16 protein-coding genes and 1 pseudogene are annotated in these 15557 nt (G+C 32.2%); 3 read left to right on the forward strand and 14 right to left on the reverse strand.

Going from position 1 to position 15557, the window contains the following annotated elements; all coding sequences use genetic code 11:
• Positions 1-7 precede the first annotated feature (7 nt).
• The 3 genes from SJY23_RS10135 to SJY23_RS10145 all read right to left on the reverse strand — a co-directional run bounded on the left by SJY23_RS10135 (position 8) and on the right by SJY23_RS10145 (position 2454).
• Complete coding sequence (locus SJY23_RS10135; protein ID WP_396596244.1) at positions 8-823, reverse strand: hypothetical protein; 816 nt, start codon at positions 821-823, stop codon at positions 8-10.
• 20 nt (positions 824-843) lie between these two features.
• The gene (locus SJY23_RS10140; RefSeq protein WP_396596245.1) at positions 844-1296 is read right to left on the reverse strand and encodes a hypothetical protein; all 453 of its coding nucleotides are present in this window, start codon (positions 1294-1296) and stop codon (positions 844-846) included.
• Between the two features lie 429 nt (positions 1297-1725).
• Positions 1726-2454, reverse strand: coding sequence for a hypothetical protein (locus SJY23_RS10145; RefSeq protein ID WP_396596246.1), 729 nt, complete (start codon positions 2452-2454; stop codon positions 1726-1728).
• Positions 2455-2605: 151 nt separating this feature from the next.
• Here SJY23_RS10145 and SJY23_RS10150 point away from each other — a divergent pair, with 151 nt between their 5' ends.
• Complete coding sequence (locus tag SJY23_RS10150) at positions 2606-2752, forward strand: hypothetical protein (protein WP_396596247.1); 147 nt, start codon at positions 2606-2608, stop codon at positions 2750-2752.
• Positions 2753-2827: 75 nt separating this feature from the next.
• Here SJY23_RS10150 and SJY23_RS10155 read toward each other — a convergent pair whose 3' ends face one another.
• Positions 2828-4063, reverse strand: a complete 1236-nt coding sequence (locus SJY23_RS10155) for a hypothetical protein (RefSeq protein ID WP_396596248.1) — start codon at positions 4061-4063, stop codon at positions 2828-2830.
• A 207-nt stretch (positions 4064-4270) separates the two neighbouring features.
• Between SJY23_RS10155 and SJY23_RS10160 the strand changes: the two are divergent.
• Positions 4271-4378 (forward strand): annotated as a pseudogene (locus tag SJY23_RS10160) (IS110 family transposase); the annotation flags it as partial.
• Between the two features lie 69 nt (positions 4379-4447).
• Here the strand turns inward: SJY23_RS10160 and SJY23_RS10165 are convergent.
• Positions 4448-6223: an erythromycin esterase family protein gene (locus SJY23_RS10165; protein ID WP_396596249.1), complete on the reverse strand. Its 1776-nt coding sequence runs from the start codon at positions 6221-6223 to the stop codon at positions 4448-4450.
• A 171-nt stretch (positions 6224-6394) separates the two neighbouring features.
• Between SJY23_RS10165 and SJY23_RS10170 the strand changes: the two genes are divergently transcribed.
• Positions 6395-6541, forward strand: a complete 147-nt coding sequence (locus SJY23_RS10170) for a hypothetical protein (protein ID WP_396596250.1) — start codon at positions 6395-6397, stop codon at positions 6539-6541.
• A 94-nt stretch (positions 6542-6635) separates the two neighbouring features.
• On the opposite strand, the gene SJY23_RS10175 is transcribed toward SJY23_RS10170, so the two are convergent.
• The 9 genes from SJY23_RS10175 to SJY23_RS10215 form a co-directional block, all read right to left on the reverse strand.
• Entirely contained in the window at positions 6636-7592 is a 957-nt protein-coding gene (locus tag SJY23_RS10175) for a hypothetical protein (RefSeq protein WP_396596251.1), read from the reverse strand.
• Positions 7593-7984: 392 nt separating this feature from the next.
• A complete protein-coding gene (locus SJY23_RS10180) occupies positions 7985-8407 on the reverse strand; it encodes a type II toxin-antitoxin system VapC family toxin (RefSeq protein ID WP_396596252.1) in 423 nt (140 codons plus the stop codon).
• Complete coding sequence (locus tag SJY23_RS10185) at positions 8408-8659, reverse strand: DUF6364 family protein (protein WP_396596253.1); 252 nt, start codon at positions 8657-8659, stop codon at positions 8408-8410. It abuts the gene before it with no gap.
• Between the two features lie 454 nt (positions 8660-9113).
• Positions 9114-10004, reverse strand: coding sequence for a hypothetical protein (locus SJY23_RS10190; protein ID WP_396596254.1), 891 nt, complete (start codon positions 10002-10004; stop codon positions 9114-9116).
• A 399-nt stretch (positions 10005-10403) separates the two neighbouring features.
• Positions 10404-11111: a hypothetical protein gene (locus SJY23_RS10195; RefSeq protein ID WP_396596255.1), complete on the reverse strand. Its 708-nt coding sequence runs from the start codon at positions 11109-11111 to the stop codon at positions 10404-10406.
• Positions 11112-11814: 703 nt separating this feature from the next.
• Positions 11815-12114 carry a type II toxin-antitoxin system RelE/ParE family toxin gene (locus SJY23_RS10200; RefSeq protein ID WP_396596256.1) on the reverse strand — a complete coding sequence of 100 codons (300 nt, stop codon included), beginning with the start codon at positions 12112-12114 and terminating at the stop codon, positions 11815-11817.
• Positions 12101-12358 (reverse strand): type II toxin-antitoxin system ParD family antitoxin, encoded by a 258-nt coding sequence (locus SJY23_RS10205; protein ID WP_208155460.1) that lies wholly within the window; start codon positions 12356-12358, stop codon positions 12101-12103. Before SJY23_RS10205 ends, SJY23_RS10200 begins: the two co-directional genes overlap by 14 nt.
• An 843-nt stretch (positions 12359-13201) precedes the next feature.
• Positions 13202-13828: a hypothetical protein gene (locus SJY23_RS10210; protein WP_396596257.1), complete on the reverse strand. Its 627-nt coding sequence runs from the start codon at positions 13826-13828 to the stop codon at positions 13202-13204.
• 237 nt (positions 13829-14065) lie between these two features.
• Entirely contained in the window at positions 14066-14941 is an 876-nt protein-coding gene (locus SJY23_RS10215) for a hypothetical protein (RefSeq protein ID WP_396596258.1), read from the reverse strand.
• Positions 14942-15557: the final 616 nt, after the last annotated feature.

A 15557-nucleotide genomic window follows, 5' to 3' on the forward strand; every position in this document is an offset into this window, starting at 1 on the left:
GTTTTTATTAATTCGATATTTTTTTTCCAAATTCAGTTTTTAATTTGTCTGATAGTTTTTCAATGTAAAAGGCATTTAAATCCTCAAAATCGTTTTTTCTGTTTTCTTTCCACCATATCAAGTCAGGTTCTGTATAGAATCTGATTTTTAGATTTTGTAGACCTCTTAAATTATGGATATTTTGTGTTTCGTAAGTGGAAGGTGAGTTATTTTCATAATTGGCTATACCATTTTTTGGATTTCCAAACTCATTGTCAAAAAAGTCTTTAATCCACTTTGCTTCTTGAATAGATGGCTCGGAAAAGTTCAATGCCATATTCTTTTTGGCAGTATTATAGAGTGCTAAAAGGTCAATTGGCGAGTCTACTATAAAAACGCCTTTCGGTTGAATTTGACTTTTATTCTTTACGAGATAATCACTAATTAATAGACTTATATTTCCACCACTTGAAAATCCACCAATGAAAATATTTTCTTCTGATAAGTTTTGCCCTTTAACTATTTTCGTCAATTGTTCTGCCAATTCTTGTTTTTCTTTTTGGCTTAAATATAAACGTTGATTTAAGTTCATTGCTAAAACTGAAAAGTCGTTTATTACACTTATTTCAGAAATATTAAATTCGGATAATGTGTTTTCTGCATCACACGGGAAACAAGGAAATAAAATCAATAATCCTTTTTGATTTTCGGCTTTGATTAATTCAAATTCGTTCGTCTTTATAATTTGAGATTTTGGTTTTTCAGTCCGATTATTTTCTTCGGATTTTCCCTTGCAAGAAGTTCCAATTAAAAGCAGAATTATTATATAATTGACGATTTTCATAAATTGTGGGTAACAGGCCGCTATCTGTCACAATATGCAAGCAAGAACAACAAATTACCATGTTCAAAGCTTTGAAATATGCTTTTGCCAGCCCTCGCATTAGATTGAGCTTTACTTTTGCCAAGAACGGGCACTACTTGATTAGATATATTATACACTAAATGGGTATCCATTATAGCTTTAGAAAAACCTTTATGCCAAACAATATTTTCAATCTTCACAGTTACTTGAATTATTGAATCAGATGGAAAAGTATGGCTATTTTTTAGAATAAGTTTAGCTTTAGTTTTTTTGCCTAGTTCTTTTAACGACTCTGCAAAAATACTTCTGTAATTGAGTTTTTTTCCATTTGATAAAGAAAAATAATCATTCTTAAATGTTCCTTGCGATTGTATTCTTGTAAAATTACTTGATTCATCCCAAACAAAATGGACAGTTTTATTACAATCTAATTTAGAAATTAGCGTATTCATTTTTCTATTGGAAGAACATCCAATAATTAGAAAGCATGTAATTAGGCTAAAGAAAATAAGAAGTTTTTTTTCATTGGTTAATTCAAGAATATCTAAAATTTTGTACAACAAGCAAGTGCATAAAACGAGTGGGGAATTACTGATTTAATTTACGGTCTTATTTGTTTGCTCTAAATATACAATGAATTTTGAAGTTGCTGTTGTATGTAGCACTTTCAAAGTTGGCTATTACGCTTTCGCGAAAGCGGTACCCAAATATGGGAAGTGAAGAGCATTTGTTAGAGTAGCAAACAAGGACTTAAAACAAGTCTTAGCAATAATAAAATCAGGAAGACTCTACAGTGAAAATGATAGATCAAAACTAGCTTAAAAGCATGTGCTGAGTGTAGTCTCACAAGCTTTTTTAACTCAGTTCTGTGGTAGCATTTGTTATTTTTCTACCCATATTGTCTTATCCATTACATAATCAAATGTAATTTTACTATTAATCATTAATTCAGGGTTTATCAATCCATTCTCAATACTATTAATTCGTATTTTCAAATAATCGGCAACAGTCAAAGAATCTTTATAAAATGATTTTTGTACACTATAATTTCCGCTATCATTTTTTATAGTATGATGAATTGTGGATTCGGCATATCTTCCTCCAGAATGTGCATTCGGATTATCTTTTTTATGCACACCTTTCCATATTTCCATATCACCCGTTAGGTTATTATTTTTCCAGTCAAATGTATAGTCTTTGTCCAGTGAGAAATTTGTAGGGAAATTAAATTTAGACGTTATTTTACTAGGTTTTATAAAAGCTATTGGATATTTGGTGCTATCCGGTAATATTATTTCAAAATAATAAGACTCTCTTCGCTCTAATTCATCAGTTCTATATACAGGATATTTATCATAGTAATTTCCTGTTCTTACAAATAGCTCTAATGGTTTTCCATTTAATCGAATTTGAATGTTATCGTTAATAATACTTTTCTCACCATTAGTTAAAAAGGCATTAATCTTATTCAACGAATTTTGATTTGTACCGTCTTCAATAATTATTTCAACCTGTAGATTTGAAATGTTATTAGCCTCTTTTTCAGAAAGCGTAGCTGTATTACAGCTTTGGAAAATCAGTAATATGATTATTAAATGGTAGTATTTCATTCTAATTCATGCTAACAGCTCACTACATAAAGCGATTACCACTCCCCATAACTATCGGGATTGCTGATTTGCTTTAAATTATGGTCTTGTTTGTTTGCTCTAAATATACAATGAATTTTGAAGTTGTGCGCCGCACTGAGCGGCTCCTAAGTTGACTGTAAGAAGTATGCTTTCGCGAAAGCGTAATAAGTATGAGGGAAGAGAAAAAATAGCTATTATCGCACTGGTAAATAAATCCTTAAAACAATCCTTATCCATCATAAAATCAGGAAAACCTAAGATGAAAATTATAGATTAAAAACTAGCTTAAAATCTTGTGCTGACCGCAGCCGAAGTAGGCTTTTTTTTAACTCAGTTCTTTGTTGTAGCTAGTTTAATATTTACTTATTAATTCCGAAATATTATTGCCTGTAGTCTCCGACATTATATCCAAAAGATCGTCAACTGTTAAATTGTTATGCGCTTTGATTTTCTTTAAAATTTCAATTAACTGATCTTTATCATTTTCAAATAAATCTTTAAAAAACTTAAAAGATCTTCCGTATTGACCTACCTCGTTAAAATAAATGAATTTTGAGCCATACATTTTTCCTTTATCCACACTTTCAATTGGTCCATTTGCTCTCCAATCTAATAGATTTCCTTCTCCAGAGAACTTATTTGCTGCTGATAGTCTATCATCTATGAAATATCTTTCAGCTTCTTGCGGTGCGATTTTTTTACAGAATTCATAAGCAAGGTATTCAGATAAGCCATCTCTAAACCATCTGTATTCATAACCTTTAAGATTATATTTTTGAAGTAAAGTTCCTTCAATTATTTCATGCGAAAATGTGTTCCCTATTTTGTTAGTCAACTTAACTATATTCAAACTGTCTAATTCATATAATGGTATTGTCCAAGGAATATTTCGGCTTTTTCCTATGGTTATGGTATTGTTTGAATTTGTTGTGGTCAAAAAAAGATTTTCTTTCTCAATTTCATGAACTAGAAATTTATTTACTAACAAGCTATCTAAATGACCAAGCAGTTTTAAAGATATTTCACTTTCTTTTTTTAACCCTTCATCATAATATATTGTGTAACCAAATTTACTTATTGAATCGGCTGAAGATTTATCTAAAACATTTAAGTTGGTGATATTATTGACAGGGTCATCACCAAATATTTCCTCATTTATGTATGAAGCTCTTGTGGTTAAAGGAAATTTATGTGGTTCTAGCCTATTAATTACTTGAATTTTAGCTCCGGTGTCAGTCAGTTTGTATGTGAGTTCTAGTTTGTCTGATTTGTAGTTTTCATAAAATTTAGTTCCTTTAATTGAAAATATTGAGTCATTAATTTTCTTCACGAAATCGATTTCTATTTTCGTAATTATCGCAGATGATTTAAAGTTTAAGTAAGAATATAAGGAAGTAAAAGATGTATTGATATCACTGCCTTTAAAATGAAACTCTTGAGATAAATGTGGTTTTATTAAATCGTAATTCTTCTCATTTACAGCTTTTTTAATGTTATCTACAATATTTATTTCGGTTTCATTCGGTTCGCGTCTGTTACAACTTAAAAGTACTATAGAAATCATTAATAATATTAATTCTCTTTTCATAAGGTCATAATTGGTTATAACAAGCCACTGCATAACGCGAGTTCGGCTCCCGATAGCTATCGGGATTGCTAGTTCGCTTTAGTTTATAGTCTTATTTGTTTGATCTAAATATACAATGAATTTAGGAGTTGTGCGCCGCGCGTAGAGCTTTCAAAGTTGACTGTAAGAAGTACGCTTTCGCGAAAGCGTAATAAGTATGAGGGAAGAGAAAAAATAGCTATTATCGCACTGGTAAATAAGCTCTTAAAACAAGCCTTTGTTATCATAAAATCAGGAAAACCCTACGATGAAAATTATAGGTCAAAATTAGCTTAAAAGCTTGTGCTGAGCGAAGCCGAAGTAGGCTTAAATTCTAATTCAGTTCTTTGTTAGCAACTGCCCTTTTCACTCGAATATTGGTCTAGTTGAATTAGTTTCTTTTATGAAAATCAACGCGTCAAAATTCTTGATTAATGGAAGATAATAAATATCCTCTTCCGATTCTTTTGCATAACCGATTAACCTTGTAGGGGCGATTATTTCATCTGTTTTTAGTTCATTTTTTAAGTCCGTCAAATCTATAATAAACGAGTTATTATTTTTAGATAGTCTATTTTCCCAAAACAAGCTGTCGATAGCTTTTAATGATTTGGTTTTGAGTTTCTCCTTATAACTGTGGTCTCCGTTTATAAATTTTTCATCCATATACGAATAATTGCCTTTTAAGGTCGTAAGTCCAATTGTATAATACTCTTGATTGAAACCTTTTTTTAAATCTCTGCCCATAATCCCTATTTCATTATCTGTGATAATTTCGTTTGAAATATGTGCATTGTGAGCCCAAACAATAATCTTTTTGTCCGAATTTTTAGCCAAAAATGATATTCTGTCTGCCATTATTTCATCTCGACTTTGAAATGGTTTTTGGTTTTTAATGTTTACATAGTTGATATATGTGTTTTTCCCATTGAATAGAATTTCTCTGATTGATTTAGTTATTTTTTTTGTCGATTCTAAATAATTTTCAATTTCTAAGATGTTATTGTAAATAGAATTATTGATCTTGTATTCTTTTTTTAAATTATCAGTGGAACTTTTTGCAATATTGGATTCTAATTCCTGCAAAAGCTTATTCAATATTTTATCATTTTTTGGATTAATATTGTCTTTTAATAGTTCATAGAAAACCCAATAAGAATCGTCACAACCTTTAAACTTAATGTTATATTGGGTTTTATTATCCTTATACCATTGTAGGAAAGATTTCATTTCTTGGGTTTGATAAATTGAAAATAGGTGTTTACGCATTAAGCTATCTAATGGCCTTTTATCCAAATCTTTGTTCAAGAATTCAATATCATCGTAGGGATTTTCCAATACAACGACACTAAACCCTTTTTCTTTAATTAGTCTTTTTGTTATGATTTCTCTAATTCGATAAAATTCAGAGGTTCCGTGTGTGCTTTCGCCTATTGCAACTATTTTTTTGTTGCCGATTTTTTCTATCAAAGGGTCTAAACTATTGCGCAGAATTTCTTCGCTAGAAAAGTCTAGTTTTTTAGAGGCTTTTGATAAAGCCGACTCAAGTTCGTTAGAATTGTAGTTTTCTAAAGTTAACTTTTTTGTTTCTTTTAATTCCTGAATATCTTTGCCGTCAATACTCACTTTAAAGTCATCGAACCAAGCAACACCTTTTTTACCTAAAATACCGCCTACATAGATAGCTTTTGCATTAGATGGATAGGGAAGTTTTATAGAATATTCTTTCCAATCACTGGTTCCTCTTATTTTTTGATTTTGCATTGATTTAAATGCCAAATTTCGTTTTTTTGAATCTCCATCAATCCGCATTAAAAGCCCAACAAATCCTTTTACATTTTCGTATTTAATTCGACCAGAAAGTACAATGGTGTCTCCAACGTAATTTGCTGGTATTCTATAAGTAATACAACCAAATTTCCCATCTTTATCGGAAATAATTTTCCCAGCAGAATTGCCCTCACTGATAATTTCTCCCGTTAAATTTTCAAAATTCCCCCACTTAAACCATCCTGTGGGCATTTTTTCTTTTTGTGATTTAAAGTCGTTAAAGTCTAAATTGTATTTATTCTGACTTTTAACAGCTATTGGTATTAAGATTATTAGAACTAAAAAGTAAAATGTTTGTTTTATGACTTTCATATTTTAGCTGAATGTTTTTTTAGGGTTGTTCCTAACAGGCCACTAAATAAAGCGATTACCACTCCCCATAACTATCGGGATTGCTAGTTCGCTTTAGTTTGTAGTCTTATTTGTTTGATCTAAATATACAATGAATTTAGGAGTTGTGCGCCGCGCGTAGAGCTTTCAAAGTTGACTGTAAGAAGTACGCTTTCGCGAAAGCGTAATAAGTATGAGGGAAGAGAAAAAATAGCTATTATCGTACTGGTAAATAAGTCCTTAAAACAATCCTTATCCATCATAAAATCAAGAAAACCTAAGATGAAAATTATAGATTAAAACTAGCTTAAAATCTTGTGCTGACCGCAGCCGAAGTAGGCTCGTTTTTTACCTGAGTTCTTTGTTAATGTTGAGTCGCCATGGGTATTTGAAACTAAAAGGTGCAATTATAGTTGATTAGTGTGTTATCATCAATGATGTTTATAATTTGCTCATATTCTTCTTGACTGTCATCTATGCAGAGATAATCAATAAAAGGATAATTAGAATTCCCTACAGCACCTATGTCATTTACTAAAAGGGTATTAAGAACCGATCCGTTTTTTAATATTAAATTTTCAATATAATTTTCTGAGATGTTAAGATACTCTAATTGAGTTAGACAGTGAAAGTCAAAAATATTTGGTTCGCCGCCTTCTAAATATTGCATGTCTAATTTTTTTAGGGAAGGAATCTCGCAAAAATCAGTAATTAGGAAGCTATTTACTATGCTAAGATCAGAAAGATTAGGACAGTTATTCATGTTTATCTCTGTAAAATGAATTGGATATTCCCAGTCATCAGGGGAGACTAGAAAACTAGGTCTGTTATAGGAAAGGTCTAAATTGGTTAAGTTTTCTAGACCCTCTAAATTGATAGAAGAACAAAAATCTGTGTATAGATAATTAACTTTCAAAGTCTCTAATTTTCTTAAATCTGAAAAATCATATACTATTCGTTCTGAACTAGTATTCTCAACAAAACCGTCTGATGTGGTGTACGATAACTCTAAATACTTAAGATTTTTGAAATATTTAATTTCTCTCAAATCAATAGACCTAACGATTTTATAAAAGTCCATTTTAAGTATTAAACTTTCTACAGATTCTACCTCGCTTATTTGAAATTTTCCATCATTGTTTAAATCCAAATCAATATCTCCAATTTGGTTAATATTTGTATCAACACAATTTGTATTTAAAAGAGCGTATTTGAAATTAGGATCAGAAATTTCTAAAACTTCTTCTTCTATTTCTATTATTTCCTCAAGTTCTTCTGGAGAGTCTCCTGGTTCACACGAATAAATAAATGCTACTAGGATAAACACCAAAAACTTCAATATTTTTTTCATTGTGATATTTCTAATTGGTTACTATTTGAACAATGTACAATCTTTAGAGTAAATGCCACAAGATAACTCTTAAAGCGATTGCGGCTCCCAATAGCTATCGAGATTGCTAGTTTGCTTTAATTTACGGTCTTGATTTATCTGATCTAAATATACAATGAATTTTGTAGATGCTGCTGTACGTAGCACTTTCAAAGTTGGCTATTACGCTTTCGCGAAAGCGAAACCAAGTATAATAAGTGAAGAGCATTTATAATAGTAGGAAGCAAGGACTTAAAGCAAGCCTTAGTCATCATAAAATCAGAAAAACCTACGATGAAAATTATAGATCAAAACTAGCTTAAAAGCTTGTGCCGAGCGTAGCCGAAGTAGGCTTTTTTTAACTCAGTTTTTTGTTAGTCACTAGATTTTCCTTTTAGATAAGTTTCTGGGCTCAAAATAGCTAAATCACTCTTTTTAAAATCTTTTAAGTTTCTTGTTAAAACAATCTTTATTTGACCATTTTGTATGGCGGAAAAGTTTTGCAATGCATCTTCAAAATCTTTAAATTGAGAGTTTAATGCATCCAAGACAGCATTTTTATCCATTTTAATAATATCAATTATGTTCAGAAGTTGTTTAATCTTTTCAACTATAATATCATGCTTTGCAGTTTTTCTAAGTAAATAATAAACATTAGAAATTATAACTGGTGTTGTATATCCTTTTATTTCTTTTTCAGCGCAAAGATTTAAAATTCCTGCTGAATATTCGGCAAATGGTTTTCTATCAAAAAAGAAATCGAGTAAAACATCAGTATCAATTAGAACTTTATCCATTTAAATATATTTTTTTTCTAATCGATTTTTAAGCTCTTTTTTATAATCCATATCTTTAGGCATCTTGAAAGAACCTCTTAGAGATTCTACCGCAGGATTAAGCTTTTTGCTTTTGTTTTTCCGTTCTTCTTTGGTGAGTGTTTTTAAATAGTTTTCGATAATATCTGATAAACTGCGATTTTTTTCTTTCGCATAGTTTTTAGCTCTTTCAATTATTTCTTTTTCTATTGTTAATGTCAACTTTGTGTTCATAATGATCAGTTTATGAGTTACTGTTCACAAAGTTACAAAATAGCTATTGAATACGTGTAAATATTTATATTTAAACACGTGCTGTTAACTTGTAGCTGACAGGCCACTGCATATAGCGAGTGCGGCATACTTCGACAAGCTCAGTACAAGCTTTGCTGATTTGCTTTAATTTATGGTCTTGTTTGTTTGATCTAAATATACAATGTACTTTGGAATTGTGCGCCGCGCGTGGAGCTTTCAAACTTGACAGTAAGAAGTACGCTTTCGCGAAAGCGTAACAAGTACGAGTAAGGAAAAAACTAGCCTCATCGCACTAGCAAATAAGCTCTTAAAACAAGCCTTTGCCATCATAAAATTAGGAAGACACAACGATGAAAATTATGCATTAAAAGCTTGTGCTGAGCGTGGTCGAAGTAGGTTTATTTTTTAACTCAGTTCTTATTAGGCACAGTGTTTATTCTATTCCATATTTTAATTTAATTTCTCTTCTTTTATTATCATCTACTAATTCAAATCCAAATCCGGTTTGAGTACCAAAAATTTGATATCCGTATTTCAACCCATAAAATCTATCAATTAGCATTTTAAGTGGAACAATACCTATTTCTTTTTCTCTAGTTGCTGTTTGAATGATTGGCAGATATTCAGACATCATCTCGATATTTGAATGCTGAATAACTTGCCACATAACAGTTTGAAATTTATCGCCAACTAAACTTTTACCAATATAGCTGTTATATTTACCATAGAGAGAATCAATAAGTTTTTGATTTTTTTTATCTAAATTTTGTTGTTGTGCATTTAAGCCCTTATTCTTTCTGTATTTTAAATCAGTAACGTTTATCTGATTAATTTTTTTTACCAATTCAAAATCTAGTTTATTGATTTTACAGTATTTTCTTATATCAAATACATTTTTGTTTGAAGATGAGTTATTGCATTTCTCATATCTTTTTAAAAACCTTTTTTTTATACTATTATACTTTGATTTGGTTCGTATAGTATTTTCATAGTCAATTACGTATTCACAACTACCTTCGGCATTTAAAAATTTTTCAAATGCAATTTTCATATTAGCTTTGTTTTCTTTAAGTAGAATGAAAGCTTCCAGGATATTAAAATAGTCTCCAACATTGAAATTTTTATAATTATTTTTTGTTTCAGATTTTGTTTCATCAAAAATTCTATTAACAAGGTTAAAGTCTTTTTTTGAGATGTTAGAATGATTTTTCGGATTATGTTCTAAAACTTGTTGCTCAAAATTTTCATATGTAAATACAGATGTATTTTGAGCTTTAGTAGAAAGAAATAGAAGAACCGATAAAATCAATAAATAATTTCTCATTGAGTAGTATTGTTATAATGTGGGCAACAGGCCACTGCATAAAGCGAGTGCGGCTCCCGATAGCTATCGGCATTGCTGGATAGCCTGTATTTATTTGTTTATTAATTGATTGTCTAAATATACAGTTATTTGTGATTATGTCGCCGCGCGTGGAGCTTTCAAAGTTGACTGTAGGAAGCACGCTTTCGCGAAAGCATATTGAGTATGAGTAAAGAGTAAAAACTAGCGCTCATCGCAGTAGAAAATAAGCTCTTAAAACAAGCCTTTGTCATCACAATGTCAGGCAGGAGTGCCCTACGGTGAAAACTATGGATTAAAATTAGTTTAATAGCTTATGCTGGGCGTGGCTGAGGCATATTTTTTTAATTCAGTTCTTTGTTGTAAGTAGTCCTTTTACTTTTATTTCTCAATTAATTCTTTGAGACCTTTGAAATGTCCAGCGCCATACAAAACCAATATCTTTTTGTCATTAGATGTCTCGATTTCATTAATTAAATTTTCATTCCTTAAATTTAAAATAAATTCATTGCTAAACTTTTTAGTAAGCTCTTTCTGTATTTTTTTACATTTATATTCAGATGAATTTAAGTTTGTCCTGTAATCGCATTTCGAAAGTTCAATTTCGCCATATTTATGCTCAAATAACGAAATCAATTTATAATTTGGTATATCGACTTTCCTGTCAAATTCATCAATACCTAATTCCTTATTTCGCTGAAGTTTTAAACCTTTTTCATTTTTTAATTGAACTCCATTCTGAAAAACACCAGTTTTAGAGTTGTATCTATTGAAAATATTCCAACCGTTAATTTTTCTCAACTTACGAAAACTAAGATCATTTGAAGTTGAATCTAAATCAATAGGATTAGCAATAGACTCGTAATATACCTTAAATCCCTGTGATTTCATTGAATCAATTTGTTTTGAAATATCTGAATAATATGAATCTTCTCCGATATGTGTCATTGGAATAAAGAAAACTTCTTTTTGACCGAAATCTATGTTTTTAAGACTTATTTCTTTTGAATACCTTACTGTCAATGAAGGTGCTTTACAGGCTATTAAAGTTAATATAGCTATCAATGATATGACTACTTTATTTTTCATTTACGTGTTCTTTTGCATTACTTAAAACAAGCCACTGCATAAAGCGAGTGCGGCTCCCGATAGCTATCGGGATTGCTGATTTGCTTTAGTTTGCGGTCTTTTTTGTTTGATCTAAATATACAATGAATTTTGGAGTTGTGCGCCGCGTGTAGAGCTTTGAAATCCCGATTTACTTCGGGACGCTTTACGCTGTAGTTCTTGCATCCGACGAGTGAGGTACGATCGAAAGGAATGCACAGGCGCAACTACGTTTCACGCTTTCTATGATTTAGATGTATTCTTTAGACACTTTTGAGCCATGCCTCCGACGAGCATAGCGAGAGGAAGGCATCAAAGAACGGCCTAGCCAACCTATAACCGATAATCAATAGAAAGGCATCAAGAGCTTTAAAATCCTAGCGGATTTACTCGCAATCGATCTATGCCCAACTCTTCGATATTTCAACGACTTTTGAGGTGTTCTGATTTTGAAGCGGAGCCATACGATGGCGGGAATTTCCAAGTATGCTACTGCCTTGGATGTGGCTTATCTTGAGATGAAAAACATGTCCTTTGGCAATTAGCCGTCCACGGTCTCAGCTATGAGTAGTTGCGTGGGTTTGTATTAAACTTTGCAAGTACACACCAAACTGCAAATCCGCGAGGATTTTTAGAAGTAGGCGAGAACAAGCAATTACTTATAGCCATTGTTGTGTGCAGTTTTTTATTCAGTTATTCTTTTCTTTAAGTCCATTCTTTCGTGCAATATTCTTGTTATCTCAACATAATTTTCATTCAGAGTTCTGTAAAATATTATATGTCGATTTGCCTTAACTCCCAGAAGTTGCTTTGATATTCCTTCGTAGTTTTTTCCAAAATCAGGATTTTCTGCAATTTCTTGACAATTAGAAATTAGTCCATCGTAATATTTGTCAGCTTGTTGTTCAGACCAAACCTCAAACGTATAATCCCAAATTTTTGATAAATCCTCTACAGCTTTGTTTGTTAACTTATATTGAGCCATTCGAATGCTTTTTCGCTTTTAGCGATTCAAGATGTTGTTTTGGGTCGAAGTCGTGAGCTATTCCGCTGTCAATTCCTTCTTGTATTGCAGTTTTCAAAGCTATTACTTTACTTTCTTCTTCCTCTAAAAGCCTTAATCCAGCACGAATGACTTCGCTAACGTTTTTAAACCTTCCTTCACTTATTCTGCTTTGAACGAATTGGTCAAAATAATTTCCTAGTGATATTGATGTGTTTTTGTTCATTTGAATACTAATTTTCTCAAATATACCAAAAATTGGTATAAAAGCTAAATTTTCTCAAATTGCACACAGCAGGCCACTGCATAAAGCGAGTGCGGCATACTTCGACAAGCTCAGCACAAGCTTTGCTGGATAGCCTGTATTTATTTTTTATTAATTGATTGTCTAAATATACAGTTATTTGTGGCTCTGTCGCCGCGCGTAGAGCTTTCAAATCTCGATGTACTTCGGGACGCTTTATGCTGTAGTTCTCGCATCCGACGAGTGAGGAACGAACGAGAGGAATGCATAGGCGCAACAACGTTTCGCGCTTTCTGTAAGTATGATGTACAAATAAAGACGTTTTTGAGCCCTGCCTCCGACGAGCATAGCGAGAGGAAGGTATCAAAAAACGGCCTAGCCAACCTATAACCGATAATCAATAGAAAGACATCAAGAGCTTTAAAATCCTAGCGGATTTACTCTAACTTGATCTATACCTAACTCTTCGGTATTTCAACGACTTTTGAGATATTCTGATTTTGAAGCGGAGCCATACGACGGCGGGAATTTACAAGTATGCTACTGCCTTGGATGTGGCTTATCTTGAGATGAAAAACATGTCCTTTGGCAATCAGCCGTCCACGGTTTAGCTATGAACAGTACGCGAGCAAATTGGCGTTTACTTTCCGCCACGTACATAGCAAAATCTTATTGCCCGCCCGAACGTGCCTTTTCGGTACGGGCGGGTTTTGATTTATTTTTTCTTGTTCAGAGCAAAATCCATAAGATTTTGCGGTCTTCATATAAATACGCAAACCTTTCGATTAAGCCCGAAGCCCGTATTGTTTATAGGTTGTGTTGTCATTAGTATTTCTCCATCAGGCTTTCAAATCCACTCATTAAATCCACAAGTTTTTTCCTTTCCTGATATCCAGGAAATTCATCTTCAATAAACGACTCTGGCTCGTAACTCCCGTATGCGATGTAGTTTTTTCCTTGATAAATGCCGAAATGATAATTTGCGCCATCTGAAATCACTTTGGTTATCATTGTTCCTTTTTTCGCCCCGGGTTTTTCTGTGATATTTAGCTTTGATTTAATTATACTGAGTTTGTTTTCGTAAACGCAATTTCTTAAATGAGCTCTATAATATTCAAAGTCCTTTTTCCTAACTCTTTTTCGTTTTATTTTGGTTTTTGAATCCGAATCAGTTGGCTGGAAAACATTGTACCGTTTTATTTTCCCATCATTTTGAAAAACAATGTATTTCCCGCTGATTCCTTTTAGCCAGTAGCCAGTGTAAGCTACTTTCACAATTAAGGAATTTCTGTCCCTTAATCTCAGTAAAGCCACATATTGGTTTTCGTTTTCAGATGTTCCATTCCATTCAATTTTAGGAATCAGCGAATCTTGAGAAAACCCTATGGTTGAGGAAAGAATAAAAATGAAAATCAGGACTTTATTCATATTAATGACAACAGGCCACTGCATAAAGCGAGTGCGGCATACTTCGACAAGGTCAGTACAAGCTGTGCTGGATAGCCTGTATTTGTTTATTTATTAATTGTCTAAATATACAAGTTTTAAGAAAGATGACGCTTTCGCGAAAGCTTAAAATCAAGAAGACATTGCGATGAGAATTATAGATTGAAATTACCTTAAAATCTTATGCTGAGCTCTGTAGAAGTAGACTTATTTTCAACTCAGTTCTTTGTTGTAAAACGTTTTTTATTCAATTCCAATTATTATCGGAATTTGTGATTTAACTTCTTTTTCATTTACACAAGCAGGATACCAATCAGTTAATTCAATCAGTAATTTTGTAATTTGCTTTTCCAATTCTTTATCTAATTGCCCTAAAAATCTAATTGGTTCCTTTTCAATTTTTCCATTTTCATTAATCACAACAAAGGCTTTTATTTTACTTGGCTTATAACCTTTTAATTTTTTGATTTCCTTTATTAATATCTTATAATCAGATTTTATACTTGGCACTTTGTCGGGATTTAGATAAACACCATTCTCGTTGGTGATTCCATACCAAATCTCATTTTGTTTAAGAGTCCATTTGTAATCAGAAGATTCTTTATCAATTCCTTTGAAAGTTTTGAACTTCCCTTTGAAATGTTCAGTTTTTACCAAAGAGTCATTTCGGAAATGGTCAATTACAAGAATATACTTTCCACGCAGTCCATTTGTCTTGTCAAAAGGATTTTCATTTAATGTCAGATTTACCTTTTTTACTTTATAAGTAATTAAATTATTTAAATCAACAACATCAATCCAATAATTATATGTCGCTTTTTTGATGTTCAGTTGTTTATCTATAATGAACTTGATGTCATTTCCAGTAAATCCAGAACTATAACTATTCTGAATTTCTATTTCCGAATTTGATTTGAGGTTTATCTTTAGGCTTTCAAAATTATTTTTTGGATTTCCAATATCATCAAATCGGTTAAATTCATCTTTGATTTCATACTTTTCAATATTTTTTTCAATCGTAACTTTTTCTTGTCCGAAAGTAAAATTTGTGATTAAAATCAGTATGATAACTTGAATTCTCAATGTTTCTCTTAAATGTTTTACAACAGGCCATTGCATAAAGCGAGTGCGGCTCCCGATAGTTATCGGGATTGCTGGATAGCCTGTATTTATTTGTTTATTAATTGATTGTCTAAATATACAGTTATTTGTGGTTCTGTCGCCGCGCATAGAGCTTTGAAATCCCGATGTACTTCGGGACGCTTTATGCTTTAGTTCTTGAATACGACGAGTGAGGTACGAGCGAAAGGAATGCACAGGCGCAACCACGTTTCGCGCTTTCTATGATTTAGATGTATTCTTTAGACATTTTTGATCCCTGCCTCCGACGAGCATAGCGAGAGGAAGGCATTAAAGAACGGCTTAGTTATCCCAGAACCGATAATCATTAGAAAGACACCAAGAGCTTTAAAATCCTAGCGGATTTCCTCCTGATTCGATTCATACTCAACCCTTCGATATTTCAACTACTTTTGAGGTGTTCTGATTTTGAAGCGGAGCCATACGAAGGCGGGAATTTGCAAGTATGCAACTGCCTTGGATGTGGCTTATCTTGAGATGAAAAACATGTCCTTTGGCAATCAGCCGTCCACGGTCTTGTATATGGCTCGTAGCGTTCAAATTAGAAAATTATTTTCGGATTAAGCACAAGTCAGATTTTTATGTTTTACTATTT

The sequence above is a fragment of the Dokdonia sp. R86516 genome, assembly GCF_044596715.1.
Taxonomy (GTDB): domain Bacteria; phylum Bacteroidota; class Bacteroidia; order Flavobacteriales; family Flavobacteriaceae; genus Dokdonia.

What these genes read in the sequence shown, in the direction of transcription:
- SJY23_RS10175 (WP_396596251.1), bottom strand. Translation starts at nt 7,592, where the DNA reads ATGAAAAAAATATTGAAGTTTTTGGTGTTTATCCTAGTAGCATTTATT.
- SJY23_RS10165 (WP_396596249.1), bottom strand. Translation starts at nt 6,223, where the DNA reads ATGAAAGTCATAAAACAAACATTTTACTTTTTAGTTCTAATAATCTTA.
- SJY23_RS10210 (WP_396596257.1), bottom strand. Translation starts at nt 13,828, where the DNA reads ATGCAGTGGCCTGTTGTCATTAATATGAATAAAGTCCTGATTTTCATT.
- SJY23_RS10145 (WP_396596246.1), bottom strand. Translation starts at nt 2,454, where the DNA reads ATGAAATACTACCATTTAATAATCATATTACTGATTTTCCAAAGCTGT.
- SJY23_RS10185 (WP_396596253.1), bottom strand. Translation starts at nt 8,659, where the DNA reads ATGAACACAAAGTTGACATTAACAATAGAAAAAGAAATAATTGAAAGA.
- SJY23_RS10195 (WP_396596255.1), bottom strand. Translation starts at nt 11,111, where the DNA reads ATGAAAAATAAAGTAGTCATATCATTGATAGCTATATTAACTTTAATA.
- SJY23_RS10140 (WP_396596245.1), bottom strand. Translation starts at nt 1,296, where the DNA reads ATGAATACGCTAATTTCTAAATTAGATTGTAATAAAACTGTCCATTTT.
- SJY23_RS10205 (WP_208155460.1), bottom strand. Translation starts at nt 12,358, where the DNA reads ATGAACAAAAACACATCAATATCACTAGGAAATTATTTTGACCAATTC.
- SJY23_RS10135 (WP_396596244.1), bottom strand. Translation starts at nt 823, where the DNA reads ATGAAAATCGTCAATTATATAATAATTCTGCTTTTAATTGGAACTTCT.
- SJY23_RS10155 (WP_396596248.1), bottom strand. Translation starts at nt 4,063, where the DNA reads ATGAAAAGAGAATTAATATTATTAATGATTTCTATAGTACTTTTAAGT.
- SJY23_RS10215 (WP_396596258.1), bottom strand. Translation starts at nt 14,941, where the DNA reads ATGCAATGGCCTGTTGTAAAACATTTAAGAGAAACATTGAGAATTCAA.
- SJY23_RS10180 (WP_396596252.1), bottom strand. Translation starts at nt 8,407, where the DNA reads ATGGATAAAGTTCTAATTGATACTGATGTTTTACTCGATTTCTTTTTT.
- SJY23_RS10190 (WP_396596254.1), bottom strand. Translation starts at nt 10,004, where the DNA reads ATGAGAAATTATTTATTGATTTTATCGGTTCTTCTATTTCTTTCTACT.
- SJY23_RS10200 (WP_396596256.1), bottom strand. Translation starts at nt 12,114, where the DNA reads ATGGCTCAATATAAGTTAACAAACAAAGCTGTAGAGGATTTATCAAAA.